Below are 1,828 nucleotides of genomic sequence, written 5' to 3'. Positions count from 1 at the left end.
CGCACTACCAAGGCCAAAATAATCCCTAGTAACACCACCACAAAAAAGAAGATACGAAAACGAAAAATAGCCTGTGTTTGTTTGGTAATTTCTAAGTTTTGGGTATAGAGGAGGTCATTTTTTTTACGCAATTGATCACTGTAGCGATTTTTGATGGTCAGGAACCCTTGGGTGTCTTCATTTCTTGGATTCAAATAGGTGTCGTTGATGGCTTTGGCTTTGGCCAAATTGGAATAGGCATCTTTATACTCTTCGAGTTGAAACAACAATTCGGCATAACGCAGATGCACATAGGATCGGTAAAAGGTATTCTCACCATTGTAATCTGGGATGGCTAATGATTTTTCAAAATAGGACTTGGCTTCTGCTAATCTATTGTTATGGGGTAAGAGGGTTGCAATTCGGCAATACAGAATAGTCAAAAAGCTGCTGTGCTGAGCATCCAGTTGTCCTTTTTCCTTTAAGCTTTCCAATGCTTTGTTGGTTTCTATTAATAGTGATAAAGCTTTTTCATGTTGGTTTTCGGCTTCGAGTACTGTCGCTTTTTTTTCATTCAAAAAAAGAGCGTAACTATTTCCCAATGGCACTTTTGCCGAAAGGCTCAAACAACTATCAATATGCTTTTGGAGTACGTCTATTTTTTTGACTCTTTGGTTATACAACACCAAGTTGTAGTGGGAATGAAAAAGTAATGAAAGTGTTTCAGGAGATTTGGGTTTTAGTTTCGAATAATAAAAATGGGCTTTTTTAAAATGGTCTCCTGCTTCTTCATCTTGTTTGAACAAATAATTGAGCACTCCAAATTCCTCATGCGCTTTGGCAATCAATAATGGATTTTTATATTCTTTGGCAATAAACAAAGCATCGCCAGCATTGCTAAACGCTTCTCCATAATTCAATGCGGCTCTATCAGCCGCGCTTAGGGAAATCAAACTCTGTATAATTTGAACGGTATCTTTCTTTCCAACAGCATTTTTGTATAGCTTTTTAAGTTCGGTAACAGCCTCTTCAGGCGTGTTTTTTCGACTTAATAAACCTTCGGCTGTGTAATCTTTAAATTGTTGGGCATGTAAGGAGGTGATTATAGAAAAATAAACTAAAAATACGGATGTAAATCGAAAAGAAGTCTTTAGTAATAGTAGTAATCTCTTCATATATAAAGGATTGTAGGTTTCTAGCAAAAATACAAAATATGCCCTAAGTTAAGTTTTTTTAAGCCTAAAAAAAGGTAATGTTAAGTTTTTGTAAGCCTGAGTTTAGCGATTTTATACTTGCATACCGCTAGATTTGTAACACTATTGAACCAACCATTTGTAATAAAATAAATAATGAAAATAAAACTTTTAATAGGGCTGTCTTTAATTGGAATTTTTGGAATCCTCCAAGCGCAAGAAAAGCCAAAACCAAATATCTTATTTATAGGAGTTGATGACCTTCGTCCGGAATTGGGCTGTTACGGATCGGATGTTGCCATTAGTCCTAATTTAGACAAACTAGCGTCACAAGGAATCCTTTTTGACAAAGCCTATTGCCAACAAGCCATTTGTGGTCCATCAAGAGCCAGTTTGCTCACAGGCTATCGCCCAGAAACATCGGGAGTGTATCACAATTATATTAAGTTTAGAGAAGCCAATCCTGACGTGATTACGCTGCCGCAACATTTCAAAAATAACGGATATGAAACCGTTTATTATGGTAAAATTTTCCACCACGGCGATTTAGACGATCAATTGTCATGGAGTATTCCTCCTGGAAAAGACAAAGCCCCTCAAGGTTATGCCTTGGCTGAAAATCAAAAATTAGCCAAAGAAAACATGAAAGCCATGAC

2 protein-coding genes are annotated in these 1,828 nt (G+C 36.7%); one reads left to right on the top strand and one right to left on the bottom strand.

The window, feature by feature from the left end:
- The coding region (locus tag WBQ70_RS11920) for a tetratricopeptide repeat protein (protein ID WP_423914480.1) at window positions 1-1,154 on the bottom strand (1,154 nt) is incomplete at its 3' end.
- Window positions 1,155-1,328: 174 nt separating this feature from the next.
- Between WBQ70_RS11920 and WBQ70_RS11915 the strand changes: the two genes are divergently transcribed.
- Window positions 1,329-1,828, top strand: a 500-nt coding sequence (locus WBQ70_RS11915; RefSeq protein WP_423914478.1) for a sulfatase-like hydrolase/transferase, incomplete at its 3' end; no start/stop codon positions are given.

Origin of the sequence: Flavobacterium sp., assembly GCF_049590715.1 — a bacterium.
Taxonomy (GTDB): Bacteria; Bacteroidota; Bacteroidia; order Flavobacteriales; family Flavobacteriaceae; genus Flavobacterium.
Note: the sequence above shows the minus strand (reverse complement) of the source record. Positions and strands in the feature narration are given on the sequence as shown.